The following is an 18,755-nucleotide window of genomic DNA, read 5'->3' as shown; positions in this document are numbered from 1 at the left end:
TCGATTATAGTTTGAATTGATATGAAGCATTCTCGCGTTCGAGTCGTGCTGAGGCTGTCAACACGTCAAGTTGCCGAAGATTGGTTTGCAGGGCCGATTCTGTGAGTTGATTTCGCGCATCTAAATATTCTATCAGCGAATTGATTCCCTCACGATATCCTTTCTCAATCAGATTGAAATAACTCTGTGATGCTTTGAGCTGCACTTCGGATGCGCTGAAGTTTTCGAGCATTACTTGAAAATCGTTTTGAGCAACACGCCTAGAAAGATCCAACTCCTGTGATGTATAATTCAACTGATATTCCGTTTTCTGAATTTCATATCGACTGTTACGAATACTATACTGATTTCTAAAACCGTTGAAAATCGGCACAGACAATTGAACACCGAATAAGTAGTATCGTGAGTCATTGTTGAACTCCCAATCTGACGCCTGTGAACCAAGATCAACAAATGCACTTACCTTTGGCAAACGACTAAGTTTATTGAGCTGCAGTGATGCATGATTAATTTCTTGCACAGCCTTGATCATCGATATTTCTTCCCGCGTGCTCTCCGCGTTTTCTGACACAGGAACGCCAACAGCGCTCATATCAAGCGTCGTATTTATTGGTGCATTTAAGTCGGCATTCAATAAAAAGTTAAAATATCGTTGGGCATTCGTTGCGTTGTTCTTCGCACTGTTCAACCCGGCCTTCACTCTTTCTACCTCACTCTTCGAACGCAACACCTGAGCATGCACAGCTTTTCCGTTTCTTTGCAGTGACTCATTCAGCTCAAGATTTTTATGAACAAGCACCAAAGCGCTCTCATAAATCCGAATCGCTTCTTTTGCCGACAGCAGATTGTAGTAGGCTAATTTGATGTCCATCACCAATTGGCGTTTGTATCGCTCCAACTCATACGTCTCAAGAACAACCTTCTGCTGATGTATACTTTTATTTACATGCAGATCGGTATTGACTAACGGCAACGATGTTCGAACACGCGCGTCATAAAAATTTTTGGGAAAGAAGTTCTGATTAACGTTCTCAACAGTTGGAAAATCATCACTGCTTGTCATTTGATTAAGCGTGGTATACACCGGATTCAGGAGGTCACCAATCGGCAAGGCAATACTCCGGCCGCCGTCGCCGCTAGTATAGTCTGTCAGGAAGTTGATTGAGGGAAGAAATTGACTCCGCGCCGATTTCAGCGCGAGCTCCGCCTGATGCAACGTGATCCGCTTTTGCTGAACTACTAGGTTGCTTCGGATCCCTTGTTCAATGTATTGGTCGAGCTCGTTTTGTCCTCGTACTTCGTTGAACAAGATGCACAACAGGCCTAACGAAAGACCTAAAATGCGAATAATGAGGGGGTTAGTTTTCATTGATTATAAAGTTTACACTGTTAAGTCTATAAGCAAAAAAATTTATTGTGGCTTGCTATGCATTCTTTCCAAAATTTCTTGAATCACGCCGGTTGCCTTGTTGGCGAGATCTTCTTGGTTCAACGCCGACACCACGGAACAACGGTTACGGATTTCTAGCGAACAGATTCCATGCACCATAGACCAAAGCGTAAAGGCGACTACTTCAGCATCCATTCCGTGGAAATATCCCCTTTGAATACATTCTCCAACCGTTCCGATTAGAAACTCAAACGCTCGTTTTCCTTCCTCCCATTCACCCGCTTCCTTTTCCACCGACTTCATCGGCGAATTGATGATAAACATGAGGTCGTAAAACTCCCCATTCTCCTTAGCAAAATTGATATAAGCCTTCATTACCGCTTTCAATCGTTCAAAAGGATCCGACACGTGTGCCAACGGCCGGAAGTACTGATTCAGAAGAACGAAACCCTCTGTATGAAGCGCATGAAAAATGTCGTCCTTGTCCTTGAAATATAGATAGATCGTTGTTGGAGAATATTCAATCTTCTCAGCAATGTTCCGAATCGACGTTTCCTCAAAACCCTTCTCCATAAATAAAGCTTTCGCAGCTTGAAGAATCTTTCCCTTCAGCTCTTCTTTCTGTCGTTCCTTCCTCGCAGTGATACTCATTGCTTTCGAAAATATGTTAATTAACGGTGTTAAGTTAATTACTGTTTTGCGAATGCACAAACAATGCCGAAAAATTTCACTACACCTTGTGTTTGCTTCAATCTAAAAAGAATGATTATAATTAAGCAATCGATTGCGCATATGGTAACAAAATTCACTCCCTATCTTATTGCTTTGCTTGCTTTACTGATGACAGCCTCCGTTCCATCTCCACGGCCGATTACCGTTTACCTTATCGGCGATTCCACCATCGCTAACAAACTCACCAGCGCTTACCCTGAGACCGGCTGGGGAATGCCTTTCAAGTTCTTTTTTGATTCAACCGTAACGGTCGACAACCGCGCAAAAAACGGGAGAAGTACGCGCACTTTCCTTTCTGAAAATCTTTGGCAACCCGTCGCCGATGCTTTGAAAGAAGGCGACTATGTATTCATCCAGTTTGGTCATAATGACGAATCAAAAGAGAAAGTCGATCGATACACTGCACCCGACGCTTACAAACAGAATCTCGTGCGATTCATTACTGAAACGAGGGCGCGGAAAGCAACACCAATATTATTGACACCCGTGTCGCGTAGGAAGTTTGTCGACGGCAAAGTCATTGAAACACATCCAGCATATTCGCCTTTAGTAATCGAAGTAGCAAAATCGCAAGGGGTTTCACTCATCGATCTTGATGCAAAAAGTCGAGAACTGTACCAGTCATTTGGTGAAGAATCTTCCAAACTACTGTTTCTTCATTTGAAGCCCGGAGAACATCCAAATTATCCAGATGGAAAGGAAGACAATACACATTTTAGTGAGCTTGGTGCACGCAAAATTGCCCAGATCATACTTGCAGAAATTAAGGCGCAAAAGTTGGCGCTTGCTGAACGGATAACCAAGCCTGTAAAAAAATAGGACTACGCGTCGTAGTCGATAGTCACATCGCCCGCCACTGCATAGCCCGTACAAGTTAGCACTCTACCCTTTTGCAGTTCTCGCTCAACGAGTACTTCATTGTATGACATCCACACGCGACCGCTGCTGCAAGTGGCCGCGCAGGTACCACACTTTCCTGCTTCACAACTGTAAGGTAATATTAGGCCTTCGCGTTTCGCCGCTACCAAAATTGTTTCCGGATATTGTGCTGTGAATTTGTACCGCTTTCCATTTTGAATGAGCGTGACGTAATGCGCATCTGTATCGGGTGGCAACTCTCTTACATTAACTTTTGTCGTATCAAAAATTTCTTTACGAATGTTGGCTGAAGGAATTCCCGTCGTTAACAACGTGATGGTAGCCATTTGCATGTAGTCTTTGGGACCGCACAGATAAAATAACGCACTGGACTTCTCGATGTTCACATGCTGTTTGACAAAGTCGGTAAGGAAAATTTTCGTTAACCGCGCTTGAAGCAGGTTCTTTGAATTACTATTCAGCCACGTCACATGAAAGCGAGAAGGAAAATCGCGTTTCAGAGATTGAAGCGCGCTCTTGAAAACAATTGTTTCCTCACTTTTATTACTATACAATAAATAGATTGTGTTAGAAGTTTGATGCAACAACGTTTTGATCATAGGGAGCACCGGTGTAATACCACTTCCCGCGGCCAGAAAGAAAAACTGTTGATGTGATTCTACAGGTTTAGGTAGCAAGAAAAAACCGGACACGCCAATCGACTGCAATGTATCGCCGACCTTACAGGTGTCGAATAAAAACCTTGAAAAGGCACCATTGTCAATGCGCTTGACGGTAATCGTCAAGGGCTCGCCTAAAAATGAAGCAGAGGAGATTGAATACGAACGCCGCGCATCTACCGTCGCAGAAAAAACTAACGTTAAAAATTGTCCAGGTTCATAGGTAACGTCATGATTCCCCACCGGCTTTAGTACAAATGACTTTGTATCAAAGGCTTCAGTAGTTATTGCTGTCACCAGCAGCGAGATCAATTCCATATGCGGCAATCAAAATTCAAGTGTAGTCAATAAGTGTTTGAATTTAAAATAGACGACGATCAACTTTTTTCTACTACGCTACATCTCAAGAGCAAATCTGACCTATGAAAAAACTAATCGTATTGATTGCATTATCGATACCGTTTCATCTTGCTGCGCAGACTCAAAAAATCGGTCATGCCGATTGGGTATACATCTTCAGTAAAATGCCAGAGATGAAGGAAATCCAATCTGTGCTCAAAACACACGAAGCGCAATTAACAGGGCAACTCGAGACAAAAAAAAGAGATTGGGACACGAAGTACAAAGCGTTTCAATCATTACCATCAACAACGCCTGAGACGATCAAAAAAGATAAGCAAGATGAATTAGCTTTTCTAGAAGAGAACATGCGCAAGTTCCACGTAGAAGCACAACAATATCTTCAGAAAAAAGAATCTGAATTAATGGCGCCGGTATTCGATAAGGTAGGAAAAGCTATTGAGGCCGTTGCAAAAGAAAATGGGTTTGCATACATCATCAATCCGCAAGTAACAGGTGGCGGTGATGTTCTCCTTTTCGCCGACGAGCAATATAACATTTCAAATCTGGTGCTCCGGAAAATGGGGATTACACCAGTGCTTACCCAGCCAGAATGAAAAAAGGTGTCTGCTCAGGACACCTTTTATACCAAAACCAAACCTAACTATATAGACGATGAAAAAACTTTTTGCAATCGAAGAAGCTTGCTTACGCCTTGCTTTAATGATTCAAAGTTAACATCGATGTGAGGTTTAGAACAGAGGAAAAACGTCCTAGATATCACAGGAAAAACACCCCATAAAAAAGGGGAAACGGTAGTCGTTCGCTAATCCGATCAAGACAGATTATTCGATGATATAGATCTTATTCTTGATTGCAAAAACCGCTAGTCCAACGCGGCTTTTTATCTGCAGTTTTTCAAAAAGGGTTTCACGGTAACCGTCGATCGTCTTCGGACTGAGAAACATTTCACCCGCAATCTCTTTGTATGTTTTCTCCGTGCATACCAGTTTCAAAAACTCAATTTCTCTTTCTTTCAACTGTATCGGCGCTTGCTCTGTTTTGTGAAGTGAACTCAACACAGTATTCGTAATCCGTTCCGAATGATAAAATCCTTTTTCGACGATGTCCTTAAAGGCTTCCTGAAGAATGACAGGGTTGATATCCTTTAACAAATAGCCCTTTGCGCCAGCGCGTAACATACTGATAATTGTATTTTCATCGTCGTCCATCGATAACGCAAGCACGTTAATTTCAGGACAGTTCTTCGTGAGCCATTGTGTGGTTTCAATACCATTCATCACGGGCATATTGATATCGATCAGCGCAATGTCCGGGCGTACTGGCGAGGCTTTAAGTTGTTTTATAAATTCGTCACCATTTTTTACGGTATAAAGCACTTTGTAATTCTCGAATGTATTGAGCAATGTTTGCAGCGCCTGTGCAAACAATGAATGGTCGTCAACAATAACTATCGAGTAGCTATTCTTCATGGGAGGAGGTTTTTGTTTTTTGTTCTCTAAAGGTATAACAAAGAATTAAATTCACGCCTTCATTTGGCGCCGTGCGGATACTATATGTAGCCCCAGCCATTAAAGCGCGACTTTTCATATTGATCAGTCCCGACGTTACCTGTGTTTTTTCCGGGTCGAACCCAACGCCATTATCACGAGCTGCAACTTCAAGCCGATCCGCGAAAAATTCGATTATCACCGTGAGTTCTGTGGCTTTCGAATGGCGTACCACGTTGGAAAAGAATTCCTGAAGAATACGGAAGATGATGATCTCGTCGCGCCCATCGATCGGAACTACATTGCCCTTTACAGACAATGAAGCCTTTAGAAAATTAAGACGGTTAAATCGCTCCAGCTCATAACCGACCGACTTTACCAACCCCAGGTTACTGACCACTTCATGATTAAGCGTTTTAGACAACAGGCGGATTTCGTGAAGGCTGTCGCCGATTAGATTTCCAATTTCTGACAGCGCTTGCTTGTGCTCTTCCGGGAGTTTACGTTGCAGAATACTCAGTTGCATCTTTGCCGTCGATAGTATTTGCCCGACGTTGTCGTGAAGTTCCCAACCTATATTCTTGAAACTTTGCTCTTGTATTTCCATCTGCGACTTAGCAATCTCTTGTTCGATTTTTTGCTCCGCAGAATGACGATCAATGATGTAGTTATTCTTCTTCGTCTGAAAAATTACAAAGAATATAATGATGATAACCACCAAAATAATTAACGTAAAAGTAGCTACTAAAATAACCTCTCTTTCCATCGTACACGTCCGTCGCTATTGTTTTAATCCTTCCACCTGCGGTCTACTAATAATAAACCCAAGCGTAAAGCAACTGTACATCACCAAGTTCAAAGTGAAAAACATAATCGCTAACGCGTCGTTGCTTAGAAAATCGGGAAGCAAGTTAATGCTTAGCACGAATGGGATAATGCCAGTATAGAACACGAATAATCCGATGCTAATCCAGAACATCAGATAATTTTTAAAGTAGAGAATCTTTTCTGTATTGAGAATTTCGACCAAGAACAGTGCAATGGTCATCATCAACAAAATTGCGCCCAAGGTGAACGTGTAGGAGGCGAACGCGGCTGTGACGCTAAGTTTTTGAATCCAAAGGAAATTGACGACGACGGCTACCACAAACATTACTAGAAACGTCAGCACCCATTGTCGGTAGCGTGGAATGGTAATAATCGAATAGTATAAAAAGAAGTAATAGGCGTATTGAAGGGAAGTGAGAACGTTATAGATGTAATTGTTCTGAAGACGAGCTTCGGTATATTGTTTCAACGTCCCGATTGCAAATTCAACCAGGACGATGAACCAAAGCATATACACAAAGTATTTCAAGTTGGAGTTGGAATATTTTCGATAGAAAATTATTCCTGCAATTGCCGTAACGAGTTCCAAATATTTAATCCACCCCAACAAATTCATCTCACATTTCCCTCACGATTTAATCCCGGCAATTCGGTTTACACATCTCTCCCATGTTAGCAACCGAGCTTGTCGTCTCTGTTGCCGTCGATGTCAACTTATAGATCGACGTGCCGTTAGCAGCACGATCTTTTCCAGTGGTGATAATCTCATGGATCGGTTTCGGCACGCCATTTTCTACATGTAATGGGTCGAATGCGATGTGTGCTTGTTTCTTCTCATCGTAGTATGTCGGCACGTAAATAAAAGTTTGATAGTCGGCCTGGATACCATACTTGATGGAGTCCGCAGGATAGGCAACATAGTACATTCGGAGGCCTGATATTTTCATGTTCACCTTCTTCGCCTCTTGTTCCAAAAATCCGATATAACCTTTATAAAAGTCCACAGAGTGCCATCCATAGCGCGCATCTTCCTTGCCAACACTTGCATTTAAAGCTTCATATCTTTTCTGGTAAGCACCGTACATAGCAGTAGCTTGCTCGAGTGTGATTGTCTCTTTAGGTTTTTCATATACAATACCAGCGTCGCCGTCTCCGCCCTTCGGCTTTTGACAACCCACGGCAAATGCCACCATAATGACCAACAACACTGTTGTTTTACGCATAACTGAGATAATTTTCATAATGAGGGGATCTTTGATTTAATCCCAAACTAGAGAGAAATGGGCGGGCGATCAAAGGGGATTTTCCCGGGCACCATCGAATGCGCTACAGCATCAAACGTTTTTTCCAACTTCAAACGTGCGGTGGGCTAAAAAAGAAACGGACATGAAGATCGCTTTAAAATCTCCATGTCCGCCTGTTCGCGCGTGCTATCCAAGCACTATCCGCCAAACATCTTGCCCAGACCGCCGAGCATATCCTTAGCCTTGTCTGAATTCAGAATACTCCCCACATCAAAGTTGCTATTACCTGTAAAATTCTTCATGACGTCTTGAAGATCAAAATCATTGTCGTTCGGATTGTTCGTCTTATTCACAAACTGATTCATCACTGTAGGAATAAGACTTGCGGCAATACTTTGCGCCTGCTGTTGTGATACACCAAACTTAGACGCAAGACTTCCCGCCACTTTCGCGATGAGTTGCGTCACCATTGGATTGTTCGTCAACGAAGATTGTTGTCCCCCTTTAAACATCGATACCACATCTTGGATGTTACCTTGTGATACCTGTCCCTTAAGACCATCGAAAATCTGGGTCGCCACATCTTTAATGGCAGCATTGTTGTGCTGATTAGGAACCGCATCGTTCTGAACAATTGCTTTCCCTGCGTTCTGCTCCACGAGCTTAATCAGTTGATCTAGCATAGTCTATTATTTTTGTTTGTCTATAAATTACTTCTTCGCCACTTTGCGCACAGTTCTAATAAGGTCGTCTGGTTTTACAGGTTTCTTAATGAATGCATCCACACCCTGTTGAAAAGCCAGTGCGATAATTTCCTCTTCGCCGTCAGCAGAAAGCATGATAATGGGTGTCGCTTTCTTCTGCTTTTCTCGAATGAACGATACAAGCTCGTCGCCAGAATGAAAGGGCATGTGAATATCCGTGATCACTATATCAAAATCGAATTCTTTCAATTTGCGAAGTCCCTCCTCCCCATCTTTTGCCGTGAAGACGATCAAGTTTTCACTTTCAAGCTTCTTTTGAATGATCCGCAAACAAGCAATATCGTCGTCGCAAACTAAGGCTTTCATCGGCGCAGGATTAAGGGGAATGTCTGCTAAGTTAAAAATTGCCGCCACTTAAAATACGGGGTATCCAGTTATTTTATTTCTATTGCAATCCATTGATTTACAATTTATTCAGGCTAATGTACCGAGAAACAAAAAAAACTGATTTTAACTGTGACTCTTCCGCGGTTCATGGACTATTATTGCAAATCAAATTGAAATAGCACCAAGCGATGTCCTCCAAAAAGCAACTCTTTGTCCTTCCCTTTTTTCTACTCATCATTGTCTTCGCTTGCAAGCAAACTGTTGAAATAAAGACAAAACCCAACCCGTCGCTTCAATTAAATTGGAAAACGCTAAACTTGTCTGGCAAGCCAACGCAGATTATCGAAACGAATTATAAACAGTTTGTACCTGATTCGATGATTGAGGACGTAGTGACGCGCGAGAACTTCACATTTGATGAATTGGGGAACCTTATTTCACGCGAAACCTTTGGTGAAGGGCAAAAGTCTGCTTTCTCTCACCGCTATGAATATGACGCATACGGTAATACCATCAAGGTATCGTCCAATGACGCACGCGGGAGGCTAACAAACATATCGGAGAATATCCTCGATTCAATCGGAAATGCAATCGCTGTCAAGAATACAAACTACGATGGTAAACTTGTAAATCATATTGCTTACAAATACGATGGTCATGGCAACGTGATTGAGCGAAAACAAGAGGAACCGCCAATTGCCGTGATCTACAAACGCAAATATGCCTACGACGAAAAAGGTCGCTGTATTTTAAAAGAGGATGTGACCGGAGGGAAACATCAGGTGAAAGAAGAAATCCAATACGACGACGCATTGCATACGGTAACGACAACGCGTTTTATTGATGGCGTTCTTGATAACACAACCATTGAACAATATGACGACCGTCAGCAGTTAATATCGCATACCACCGAATACAAAAGTTATAAACACGGTCGAACAATGCAATACGACAAAGCTGGTAATCTGCTGGCATATATCCGTCACGCAAATGACAAGATCGATTCTGTGTTTAGCTACAAAGTTGCATACACCTACGACAAGGTTGGCAATTGGATTACGCGCACCAAATCTAACTTGGACGGGACGCCGCGAACATCGTTGCAGCGCGACATTTCTTATCAATAATTGGCTTATCGTTTAACGACCTTCTTCACAACACTGCGCGCACCTTTCGTGAGCTTGAGCACATACATTCCGGCGGGTAGTGCAGACACATCCCATTGATCGATGCTCTTTTGAACGCTGGGGAAAATCCGACCAGTAGTATCAGCAATGCTAAACTGGGCACCATTGAAATAACGATCATGCACGCGAATACTCACGACTGATTCCATCGGATTCGGAAAAACGGTGAACGCATCATCAATGGATTCAGCCACCCGCGTTGGTGTGTACACGGTATTATAAATGTTTCGCAGCAATGATTTACTATCACTCGTCGGTCTATCTTGCGCGAGTTGCCAAATCATAATTCCACCGTAACCTTCGTCAATTACGTACTGTGTTTTTTTGGTAATGGTAGGAACCCCGTTGTAATAAATTGTATTACCCGAAGCGTCTCTATTTTGTGCTTCGCTTCCAAATCGTGTTAATATCTGAGCATATGACACACCTTCATTTGCATCTGCGCCAAAGCCGTATCCGTAGAATGGCACACCAAGAATAGCTTTCTCTTTTTGAAGCCCCTTATGTGTTACCCACCAATTCAAACTTGTTACTGCAAACTCATAACTAGCATGCTGTCCGGGCGCGGAAGGATTCCACGGCCCCGTTGAATCGTATGCCATGATGTTTAGAAAATCAAAAAGCTGAACTGTTTCCGAAGCAACCATGTCGCCATTGTTCAGGTGTGATAACGCCGCAGTCATCAATTTTCCGGCTGGCAATGATTGCTTAAGGTCGGCGACAAACTTTCCATAGTCTCCATTGATGGCTGGGCCTTCCAAATCAAGATCGATCCCATCGAGGTCATGATCATTAAGGTATTGCACAATTTTGCTGACAAAGCTTGCTCGGTGATTATCGTCAATCAATGTAAAGTAGCGCGCACGCATCGTGGCATCCAGCGACGAGCCTCCTCCACAAATAGAAACCAGCACCTTAACATGATTGGCTTTAGCTTTTGTAACAAAAGAGGCATTGTTTGTATTGAACGATAAATTTCCGTTGATGTCAGGGTTTTCAAACGCAAGATTCAAATGCGTAATTTTCGACCAATCGATCGCGTTGGCATCACCACTTGTATAACTGTACCCGACGATCTTAAACTGCGCCGTCAGCGTTGATGTACATAAACAAAAAAGGAAAGTCACGAACAGGGAATGAATCAAAACAAGCGTACGCATCAGTGTTAAAGTATAAGTCAAGTATGGCGCTAGGAATTTTCCAGGCGACGGCGAAGATTTACATTATCTCTTGGCTACTCAAACTTTCGTGGGCTACATACGAACCTACCACGGTTTCCACGGGGGCTACAGAATACTTTGATATCGACGATTCAAACAAATACCGCACGATTGACAGCCTACGACCGAATTTATGTTGTCGTGTTATCATAAAACGAGCATGATGTTACACCCCTGCAGTCTTTTCTGTCAGATCAGCCCAATAGCGCTTGGGAACGTGGCGCAAGTGAAGCTTTATATTTCGGCGCTCCTGGATATTTACATGATCAAAATAACTCCGCCACAATGTTTGATACGCGACCTCCTCCTCATGCACAGTTGTTGAGAGCGAGGTGTCTGCGGTGGATTTTTCAATTATCACGTCAGAAACAAGGCGCGTTTGTGGATCGTGGTGAATTCCATAGTCGCGGTCGCGATCGTAAATCAACCAATGCTGATCTGCATAACGGTCCTGGAAATGCGATGCAACAAGCGGAAGCACATTGAAGTCAGGTGAAATAAAAGCACAATACAAATCGTCTTGCAGTCTTATGAAACGCACAAATGCTTCCATACGATGCTTCTCGCGGTGAACACTGTGTGCTGTTTGTGACACCATATTCACAACAGAATTGGCAAAATTTTTCTCTATCGTGGAATTGTTTTGAAATGCATACCGAACATACGCTAGCAACGTGTCTTCGATACCGGGAAGTCCCGATAGGAAAGCGTAGTAAAATTCTCGCCTTGCATGATTGCTTACCTTCTTACACAACCCTTCCCATACACGCTGCGCTTTCAACTTGTCTGTCATAACCGTTTCAGGGCTATCAAACATTGTAGCCTGGTACCGCTCCTTAGTGTCGATGCTGCAGTCATACATCTTGTATTCAAACGCAATAAAGATCGCCGTCAACAAGCCGTTAAAACTTCCGTCGTAAAGCAGTGTAGTCATTGGAATAAGGAAGTTTGCGATGAGAATGAAGTTCCAAATTTGCTCTGCGTAAGAATGTGTGCACGAAGCTTTCGTGCGTCAACCTCTTTAGGCATTGCCGACGATTGACAAATCACAAAATGTTTCGCTCTGTTGAAAGCGACGCCGATCTTCCGAAGGTGTTCCCATCCTAACTTTTGAAAGTTTCGAGCTGCGACTATTTTCTTAGCTGAATTCAGTCCGATGCCTGGAACACGTAAAATCATTTCGTATGGTGCCGTATTAACATCCACTGGAAATTGATCTAGGTTGCGAAGCGCCCAACTCAGCTTCGGATCGATATCAAGATCAAGATTCGGATTTTTCGGATCTACCAACTCCTTTACGGAGAATTGATAAAAACGTGTAAGCCAATCCGCTTGATACAATCTGTTCTCTCGAATTACCGGCACGGGCGTACCAAGTACGGGAAGTCTGTTGTCATTACTGATCGGTACGTAACCCGAATAATAAACACGCTTAAGCTGATAATTTTTATACAACGAGTCAGCAATCGACATCACCTGCAGGTCGTTCTCCGGACTCGCGCCGACCACCATCTGCGTGCTTTGTCCTGCGGGTGCGAAGTTGGGCGTGCTTTTGATGATCTTTTTGTCAGACGCCAAGGCACGGATGTTTTCACTGACAAACGCCATTGGCTTCATAATATCAACGTGCGATTTCTCCGGCGCTAATGTTTTGAGACTGGTCTCTGTAGGCAATTCGATGTTAACACTTAGTCTGTCAGCATACAGCGCTGCTTCGTGCGTGAGTTCTTCTGAACATCCGGGAATAGTTTTGAGATGTATGTAGCCGTTAAAGCGCTCCGCGGTTCGCAACCGTTTGGCTACACGCACGAGGCGCTCCATTGTGAGATCAGCATCCTTAAAAATGCCAGAACTCAAGAAAAGCCCCTCAATGTAATTTCGCCTGTAAAAATTGATTGTCAAGCTTACGACTTCATCAACCGTGAAACCTGCTCGTGGTATATCGTTACTTCTTCGCGAGATGCAGTAGGCGCAATCGTAAATGCAATGGTTAGTCAATAAAATTTTCAAAAGCGAAACACAGCGACCATCCTCTGTATAGCTGTGACATATGCCTACGCCCGTGCTGTTACCCAGACCGTTGCTTTTATTCGCACGCTTACTGCCGCTTGAAGAACATGAGACGTCATAACGTGCCGCCTCTGCTAAAATCTCCAACTTTTCCTGAATCGGATCCCACTGCATCAACTATTATTTTTGGTTAACACAGATCAAATATAACTAATAATATTAGTTACTAAAATTCAGAATACTTTATCATCATATTTCTACAACTTCAGTCTTAAACAAAGATGCCGTGCGTTCGAGTGACGATTTCTTCTTGTCAAAATCATATATATGTGTCGCCACCATCAATTCATTCACATGTGTATTCTCGACAAACGAGGTGAGTTCTGTCTGCAATGTATCAAGGCTTCCCACAAAAGAATAGTATAGCATTTGTTTTACCGCAGCATGCTCTTCAAGCGACCACCGTCTTTCCATATCAGCAACAGGGGGCGGCAAGGGCTTCCTGTTATTTCTTACCATCCCTAATACTAACTGCTGAAAAGATGATGCTAAAAATTCAGCCTCTTCATCGGTCTCCGCAGCGATGATATTCACGCAGGCCATCGCATACGGTTTATCAAGGTATTGTGAGGGCTGAAAGTTAGTATGATAAAGTTGCAGCGCTGGGAAAAGTTGTGCGGGGGCAAAATGTGATGCAAACGCAAAAGGTAAGCCCAGCTTCGCCGCGAGTTGTGCACTAAATGTACTCGAACCCAAAAGCCACACTGGCACATGGGTACCGACGCCTGGAATTGCTTTCACTTTTCCTTGCTTGTCAGGGGAACCAAAATACTGTAACAGCTCTGCCACATCGTTCGGAAACGAATCCACGTCGCCGTTCAAATTCCGACGCAACGCATATGCCGTGGCTTGATCTGTGCCCGGCGCGCGACCTAACCCAAGGTCTATACGCCCTGGGTAAAGTGATTCCAGCGTTCCAAATTGCTCAGCGATGATGAGGGGTGCATGGTTGGGCAACATAATTCCCCCCGACCCAACACGGATACTTGAGGTGCCCTGCGCAATATGCCCGATAAGCACACTCGTCGCTGAAGAGGCCACACTTTCCATATTGTGATGTTCCGCAAACCAATAGCGCTTGTAGCCGAGCTGTTCAGCATGCTGTGCAAAAGCTAAACTTCTTTTAAATGCATCTCCTGCGGAACGATCGCCCTGGACGATGCCAGCCAAATCGAGCACAGAAACCGGTATATCTTTTAGATTTATCGCCATACAAAAATATATCGAATTATTTCGATGGATACGTAACAGCCGAGGCCACTGGTTAGTTCGGCATTCATAAATTATTTAATGAATGCTGACATCTCACCGTCCAGCCAAATCATTTTGTATTTCTTACCATAAGCCCTTAATTTGAGCGCGATAACATGAACAATTATGTCAATTACAAAGGCGTATGAATTGGTAGGCATGAAGGCGATCAGTGATGTTGTTGCCAACACACTTCGGGAAATGATTGCACATGCAAAGCCTGGAATGACTACAAAGGAGCTCGATAATTTTGGCGGCGAAAAAATGATGCAAAGTGGCGCACGCTCTGCTCCCAACCTTACGTACAATTTTCCTGGACACACTTGTATTAGCGTTAACAGCAGTTTCGCTCACGGCATTCCGTCAGACAAGGTTATCCTCCAAGAAGGAGACCTCATCAACATCGACGTATCTGCAGAACTTAACGGCTATTGGTCTGATAACGGATGTTCATTTGTACTTGGTAGAGATGTTCACGGCCACCAAAAACTTATCGACACGTCGAAAGACATTCTTCGCAAAGCACTTATGGCCATTCGTGATGAGGTACGCATTTCGGATGTCGGAGGACTCATCGAAGATGAAGCGCGCCGCGCCGGTTATCGTGTGATCCGAAATCTTACCGGCCATGGCATCGGCAGAAGCTTGCACGAAGCGCCAAAAGAAATCGCCAATTATCGCAACAATCAATATAAAGCGAAGTTCAAAGCCAATAGTATTGTCGCTGTGGAAACGTTCATCGCCACCAAATCAACCATGGCTAACACACAACGCGATGGCTGGACATTGGTTGGAAACAAAGGTGGATTTGTCGCGCAGCATGAACACACCCTGATGGTTACGAAAAACGCTCCCGAAATTCTTACACTCGCTAACGGCATCGTTTAAAATTCCGAGCGTATCATAGCGGATTAGCCGAACGTTGTACGATCTTAACTCAGCGTGCATAATTCAACAATCCGGCGCTAACTTACTTTCATGAAAATCATCACGCTCACAGCAGCGATACTACTATGCGCGAGTATGGCGCATGTATCCGCACAAGTACACAATTCGACGGATTCCATCAACGTCAACCTTCACGACGACCACGCTTGTCAATGTGTTGACGTTACGATCTCGATTACAAATATACGCGGCGACACACTTTCGCTCCTCTTGCCGCGATGGTCTCCAGGGTATTATCAAATCATGGATTATCCGAACAATGTTTTTGACTTCGCTCCCACCGGTAGCCATAATCGTGCATTGACCTGGCGAAAACAATATCCTAACGTTTGGAAAATTGCAAGCAAAAATAACTCAACTGTTATCGTTCGATACCGCGTAAAGTCGTCGGACAAGTTCGTCGCCAGAACTACCGTCACGCCAGATTTCACGTACCTCGTGCCAACAAGCCTAATCATGCATCCTGAAAGGCAAATCGAAACACCTATTCTACTCACTGTAACGTCCGACAAGAAAAACAAAACGATCGCCACGGGATTAAAGAAAGTAACAAATCAACAGCACAAGTTGGCAGCTACTGACTTCGATAACCTTTACGATTGCCCTATTCTCATCGGCGATATTGAAACACTGCAAACATTCACCGTTAAAAATGTACCCCACATCTTCCAAGGGTATAAGCTTGGAAATTTTGATCGCGATACGTTCACGGCAAATCTTCAAAAGATCGTCGAAACCGCAGTAAGTATTATCGACGACATTCCTTACAAACAGTATACTTTTTTGGGCATCGGCCCCGGCCAAGGCGGAATCGAACACAGCAATTCAACAACGGTCGCATTCGATGGCAACGCTATGGCTACACGCGAGAGTCAGCTACGGATGTATTCCTTCCTTGCGCATGAGTACTTCCATCATTATAACGTCAAGCGAATCAGGCCGATAGAACTCGGACCTTTTGACTACAGTCATGAAAACAGAACGAAACAACTCTGGATTTCTGAAGGAATTACAGTGTATTATGACCATTTGATCTTAGCGCGTGCCGGTCTCTCAACCGCCGACGAATTGTTGAAAAGCTTTAGTGCACTGATCAACCATTATGAATCAGGCACAGGAAAAAATTTCCAGACACTCGCAGACGCAAGTTATCATACATGGTCCGACGGTCCTTTTGGTCGACAAGGTGACGCTGTAAACAAAACAATCTCAGTGTATGAAAAAGGAACAATTGTAGCGCTACTCCTTGACCTGCGTATTCGTACAGAAACTGCAGGTCGCAAATCTCTTGACGATGTAATGAAGACTGTCTATTACGAATATTACAAGAAACATGGACGTGGGTTCACAGAAGAAGAGTTCAGGAAAGTTTGTGAACACATCACCAAAAGTAAGCTGACGGATTTCTTCGATTACATTTACACCCTCACGCCTATTGATTACACGAAATACTTTACTGCCGCGGGACTTGACTTTAAAGAGAACAAAGATGGCAAAGGAAGATCCCTTTCATTCACTGTAAATTCCACGAAGCAACAAGCGAAGATTCTCGCAACATGGCTGAAAAACGATTGATACATCCTTGAATAGCGCTTTTTGCGAAAAAAAACTCAAGAATTATCGCATATTTTTGCATCCACTATTTGCGAAAATCCATTCTTAACTTATTTTTGCAACCTCTTTGAACAACACCACTGCAAAGTGGGGTCGAAAGAAGAGAAAAAGGAAAGCCTCCTTAGCTCAGCTGGTAGAGCAACTGACTTGTAATCAGTAGGTCGCTGGTTCGATTCCGGCAGGGGGCTCTTGATACAAAGGCATCTACAAACGTGGATGCCTTTTCTTATTTAAAACGTTGTGTTTAGTTAGTTGACTACCTGTCTTCAGGGTTAATCGTTATCCGTTAATAGTAATGCGCTGAACGGATATTCTTATCTATTTCAAGCCGGCTCAAAATGCCGTGATGAGCACACCTCCGATTTAGGTGCGTACCCTTTCCCTTTCTTTCTCATTTTGCAGTAAATTTCGCTGGTCCTAACGTGAGAAGCGCGGGCATCTTCTCTAATTTTCCGTCCCAGTGTAAAAGTCATATGTTGCTTTTGCAATGTCTGCGATAATTTTCTCGTTTGTGGCAGAATCTTCTTTCGACTCGCTTACAAAAACACTGATAATAAAATATTCACCAGTCGGTAAGAAAACGATTCCTATGTTGTTCAATGCAGCAGTAATTCCCGTTTCTTTGTTTATCCCCGACGAACCTGTTTTGTGAGCAACAATGGTTCCTGCAGGCAATTGTCCCTTGATCCGCATTTTGCCAGTTGTTGTTTCCCTATTTGTTTTCCAAAAAAAATCATAACTACTTTTTGAAAGTAAGTTGCTTCTATTTTCATAAAATAATCTAAGCGTTTCACTTGCTGCTTTCGGGGTAGTCCAGTTTTGAAACATATTTTCCCACTTCGCCTGCATGTCTTCTTCGTTGAAAGTGATTTGTATATCATTGATGCCACTTCTTTTAATATAGGCTTCCACCGTTTTAGGTGTTCCAATAAGGCGTATTAATGCGTCGCACGCGGTGTTGTCACTAATGGATACAGAATATTGAATTAGCTTTTCAATCGTAAACGTTCCTCCATTAGGATTTTCATCTCTAAGGGGACTATAAATACTACTTGGTAAAAGTTCGTCCTTACTAATCTCAATTTTCTGATCTAAAGAAAGCTTTCCTTTGTCGATTTCCGACAATACGGCTAATGCTATATGAAACTTAAATACGCTTTGCATAGGAAATCGCCTATCTCCGTGTATTGAAAGTGTGTCTTTTCCATTGGTGCCAATTATAGACACACCCACTACAGCGCTTTTGTTAGATAATATTTTCTTGATGCTATTTTTTAGGCGATCGGTATTGTTGGATTGTGCGCTACATGTTGTTGCCAGTAAAAAAAGTAAAACTGTTAACTGAAAAATTCTATTCATTTCCGATCTTATGTTTTAAGGTGTCATTAAAAATTGTCACAAAAAACGAATATATGTAATTACTTTCGCATCGATGGTAGCTTACTTATTTGTTCGTGATTTTTGATCAGCTTAATGTAACTCAATTTATATCAAGGATCTGATCAGGTGTTGATTCCGCTCAATTGCGATTAATTTACATTTATAATTTTTTGGAATAGTAAAATTAAATGAAGACTCACTCCGCAAATCTGATATTGTTAGCCATTACTGCATTGATGATGGCAAGTATATTTTTCCCAATGATGTCGGATTATTATTGGGATACCGTAAGCTTCCCCTGAGTAGCTACACTCAAAATTAATAATTGTCGTGATAATTGCCTTGTTGGAATGTTGGATACTCGGTGTCGGCTTGTGCGGCAGGGAGTATTCCACATTTCAACAGGAACGCC

The 18,755-nt window shown here is 43.0% G+C and carries 19 protein-coding genes and 1 tRNA gene; 6 read left to right on the top strand and 14 right to left on the bottom strand.

Annotated features, from left to right (window positions below; genetic code table 11):
* Positions 1-4: 4 nt before the first annotated feature.
* Positions 5-1,369 (bottom strand): TolC family protein, encoded by a 1,365-nt coding sequence (locus DQQ10_RS23385; protein WP_112749366.1) that lies wholly within the window; start codon positions 1,367-1,369, stop codon positions 5-7.
* A 42-nt stretch (positions 1,370-1,411) separates the two neighbouring features.
* On the bottom strand, positions 1,412-2,041 hold the full coding sequence (locus DQQ10_RS23380; protein WP_112749365.1) for a TetR/AcrR family transcriptional regulator: 630 nt from the start codon (positions 2,039-2,041) through the stop codon (positions 1,412-1,414).
* A 111-nt stretch (positions 2,042-2,152) separates the two neighbouring features.
* Here DQQ10_RS23380 and DQQ10_RS23375 point away from each other — a divergent pair, with 111 nt between their 5' ends.
* Positions 2,153-2,941: a rhamnogalacturonan acetylesterase gene (locus DQQ10_RS23375; RefSeq protein WP_245970519.1), complete on the top strand. Its 789-nt coding sequence runs from the start codon at positions 2,153-2,155 to the stop codon at positions 2,939-2,941.
* Positions 2,942-2,943: 2 nt separating this feature from the next.
* Here the strand turns inward: DQQ10_RS23375 and DQQ10_RS23370 are convergent, their stop codons facing one another.
* On the bottom strand, positions 2,944-3,978 hold the full coding sequence (locus DQQ10_RS23370) for a ferredoxin--NADP reductase (protein ID WP_112749364.1): 1,035 nt from the start codon (positions 3,976-3,978) through the stop codon (positions 2,944-2,946).
* Positions 3,979-4,082: 104 nt separating this feature from the next.
* Here DQQ10_RS23370 and DQQ10_RS23365 point away from each other — a divergent pair, with 104 nt between their 5' ends.
* Complete coding sequence (locus tag DQQ10_RS23365) at positions 4,083-4,616, top strand: OmpH family outer membrane protein (RefSeq protein ID WP_112749363.1); 534 nt, start codon at positions 4,083-4,085, stop codon at positions 4,614-4,616.
* 228 nt (positions 4,617-4,844) lie between these two features.
* Here the strand turns inward: DQQ10_RS23365 and DQQ10_RS23360 are convergent, their stop codons facing one another.
* The 6 genes from DQQ10_RS23360 to DQQ10_RS23335 form a co-directional block, all read right to left on the bottom strand.
* Positions 4,845-5,492, bottom strand: coding sequence for a response regulator (locus DQQ10_RS23360; RefSeq protein WP_112749362.1), 648 nt, complete (start codon positions 5,490-5,492; stop codon positions 4,845-4,847).
* Positions 5,482-6,276 carry a sensor histidine kinase gene (locus DQQ10_RS23355; RefSeq protein ID WP_112749361.1) on the bottom strand — a complete coding sequence of 265 codons (795 nt, stop codon included), beginning with the start codon at positions 6,274-6,276 and terminating at the stop codon, positions 5,482-5,484. Before DQQ10_RS23355 ends, DQQ10_RS23360 begins: the two co-directional genes overlap by 11 nt.
* Before the next feature lie 15 nt (positions 6,277-6,291).
* Positions 6,292-6,849, bottom strand: a complete 558-nt coding sequence (locus tag DQQ10_RS23350) for a hypothetical protein (protein WP_133259743.1) — start codon at positions 6,847-6,849, stop codon at positions 6,292-6,294.
* A 124-nt stretch (positions 6,850-6,973) separates the two neighbouring features.
* The gene (locus tag DQQ10_RS23345; RefSeq protein ID WP_133259742.1) at positions 6,974-7,561 is read right to left on the bottom strand and encodes a hypothetical protein; all 588 of its coding nucleotides are present in this window, start codon (positions 7,559-7,561) and stop codon (positions 6,974-6,976) included.
* A 218-nt stretch (positions 7,562-7,779) separates the two neighbouring features.
* Complete coding sequence (locus DQQ10_RS23340; protein WP_112749358.1) at positions 7,780-8,265, bottom strand: DUF937 domain-containing protein; 486 nt, start codon at positions 8,263-8,265, stop codon at positions 7,780-7,782.
* Positions 8,266-8,292: 27 nt separating this feature from the next.
* On the bottom strand, positions 8,293-8,652 hold the full coding sequence (locus tag DQQ10_RS23335) for a response regulator (protein ID WP_133259741.1): 360 nt from the start codon (positions 8,650-8,652) through the stop codon (positions 8,293-8,295).
* A 209-nt stretch (positions 8,653-8,861) separates the two neighbouring features.
* Here DQQ10_RS23335 and DQQ10_RS23330 point away from each other — a divergent pair, with 209 nt between their 5' ends.
* Positions 8,862-9,800, top strand: a complete 939-nt coding sequence (locus DQQ10_RS23330) for an RHS repeat domain-containing protein (RefSeq protein ID WP_112749356.1) — start codon at positions 8,862-8,864, stop codon at positions 9,798-9,800.
* Positions 9,801-9,805: 5 nt separating this feature from the next.
* On the opposite strand, the gene DQQ10_RS23325 is transcribed toward DQQ10_RS23330, so the two are convergent.
* The 4 genes from DQQ10_RS23325 to DQQ10_RS23310 all read right to left on the bottom strand — a co-directional run bounded on the left by DQQ10_RS23325 (position 9,806) and on the right by DQQ10_RS23310 (position 14,362).
* Complete coding sequence (locus tag DQQ10_RS23325) at positions 9,806-11,020, bottom strand: glycosyl hydrolase family 18 protein (RefSeq protein WP_112749355.1); 1,215 nt, start codon at positions 11,018-11,020, stop codon at positions 9,806-9,808.
* Positions 11,021-11,246: 226 nt separating this feature from the next.
* Complete coding sequence (locus tag DQQ10_RS23320; RefSeq protein WP_112749354.1) at positions 11,247-12,014, bottom strand: TIGR03915 family putative DNA repair protein; 768 nt, start codon at positions 12,012-12,014, stop codon at positions 11,247-11,249.
* Positions 12,011-13,264, bottom strand: a complete 1,254-nt coding sequence (locus DQQ10_RS23315) for a putative DNA modification/repair radical SAM protein (protein ID WP_112749353.1) — start codon at positions 13,262-13,264, stop codon at positions 12,011-12,013. Before DQQ10_RS23315 ends, DQQ10_RS23320 begins: the two co-directional genes overlap by 4 nt.
* A 75-nt stretch (positions 13,265-13,339) precedes the next feature.
* Positions 13,340-14,362 carry an LLM class flavin-dependent oxidoreductase gene (locus DQQ10_RS23310; protein WP_112749352.1) on the bottom strand — a complete coding sequence of 341 codons (1,023 nt, stop codon included), beginning with the start codon at positions 14,360-14,362 and terminating at the stop codon, positions 13,340-13,342.
* A 165-nt stretch (positions 14,363-14,527) separates the two neighbouring features.
* Between DQQ10_RS23310 and map the strand changes: the two genes are divergently transcribed.
* The 3 genes from map (at position 14,528) to DQQ10_RS23295 (ending at position 17,151) form a co-directional block, all read left to right on the top strand.
* Positions 14,528-15,289: a type I methionyl aminopeptidase gene (gene map / locus DQQ10_RS23305; RefSeq protein WP_112749351.1), complete on the top strand. Its 762-nt coding sequence runs from the start codon at positions 14,528-14,530 to the stop codon at positions 15,287-15,289.
* 90 nt (positions 15,290-15,379) lie between these two features.
* Positions 15,380-16,924, top strand: a complete 1,545-nt coding sequence (locus DQQ10_RS23300) for a M61 family metallopeptidase (RefSeq protein WP_112749350.1) — start codon at positions 15,380-15,382, stop codon at positions 16,922-16,924.
* 154 nt (positions 16,925-17,078) lie between these two features.
* A tRNA-Thr gene (locus DQQ10_RS23295) sits at positions 17,079-17,151 on the top strand.
* Between the two features lie 256 nt (positions 17,152-17,407).
* Here DQQ10_RS23295 and bla read toward each other — a convergent pair.
* The gene (bla, locus tag DQQ10_RS23290; protein ID WP_112749349.1) at positions 17,408-18,322 is read right to left on the bottom strand and encodes a class A beta-lactamase, subclass A2; all 915 of its coding nucleotides are present in this window, start codon (positions 18,320-18,322) and stop codon (positions 17,408-17,410) included.
* Between the last annotated feature and the right edge of the window lie 433 nt (positions 18,323-18,755).

This window comes from Pseudochryseolinea flava (assembly GCF_003286915.1).
Lineage (GTDB): Bacteria > Bacteroidota > Bacteroidia > Cytophagales > Cyclobacteriaceae > Ohtaekwangia > Ohtaekwangia flava.
The sequence above is the reverse complement of the archived record's forward strand: the minus strand, read 5'-3'. Positions and strand labels throughout refer to the sequence as shown.